The sequence below is a fragment of the Terrabacter sp. P5_B1 genome, assembly GCF_056400505.1.
Genome location: NZ_JBFULD010000604.1, coordinates 1 through 789, shown reverse-complemented (window position 1 = coordinate 789; position 789 = coordinate 1). Strand labels below are relative to the sequence as shown.

The window sequence follows — 789 nt, the reverse complement described above, 5'->3', positions numbered from 1 at the left end:
CCGTAGACCCGCTCGCTGTTCTCGGACACCGCGCGGCACAGTGTCGGGACGTCGAGGTTGAGCACGGAGGCCATCGCCCGGATGGTCACGGGCACGAGGAACGAGGCGTTCGTCGCACCCCGGTGCGGGGCCGGTGCGAGATAGGGCGCGTCGGTCTCGACGAGCAGACGATCGAGGGGGACCGCCGTCAGCGCGTCGCGCAGGTCTCGCGCGTTCTTGAAGGTCACGGTGCCCGCGAAGCTGAGGTGGTAGCCGCGCTCGACGCACTCACGGGCCATCGTCAGGTCGCCGGAGAAGCAGTGCAGGACCGTGCGCTCGGGCGCCCCCTGCTCCTCGAGGATGCGCAGCACGTCGGCGTGGGCGTCGCGGTCGTGGATCTGCAGAGCCTTGCCGAGTCGCTTGGCGAGGTCGATGTGCCAGCGGAAGCCGTCCTGCTGGACCGAGATGCCCTCGGGACCGGTGCGGAAGTAGTCGAGGCCGGTCTCACCGATGACGCGGATGCGATCGTGGGTCGCGCACCGCTCGACCTCGGCGTATGCCGCGTCCAGCTGTCCGCTGGCCGCCAGCCGTGGAACCTCGTTGGGGTGCAAGGCAATTCCGCCGACCAGTTCGTCGTGGGCCTCGATGGCCTCCATGGTGAAACGGATGCCGTCCAGGTCRCAGCCGACCTGGACGAGCCGCGTCACCCCGACCGACCGGGCTCGCTTGATGGCATCGGCCACGTCGAACGGCTCGTCGCCCTCGCGCGTGATGTCGAGGTGGACGTGGTTGTCGACGACGTCGATGGGC

At 69.4% G+C, this 789-nt stretch carries 1 protein-coding gene; it reads right to left on the bottom strand.

Annotated elements, in window-relative coordinates; genetic code table 11:
* Positions 1–789, bottom strand: a 789-nt coding sequence (locus AC1DP0_RS22345) for a TatD family hydrolase (protein ID WP_478088844.1), incomplete at both ends; no start/stop codon positions are given.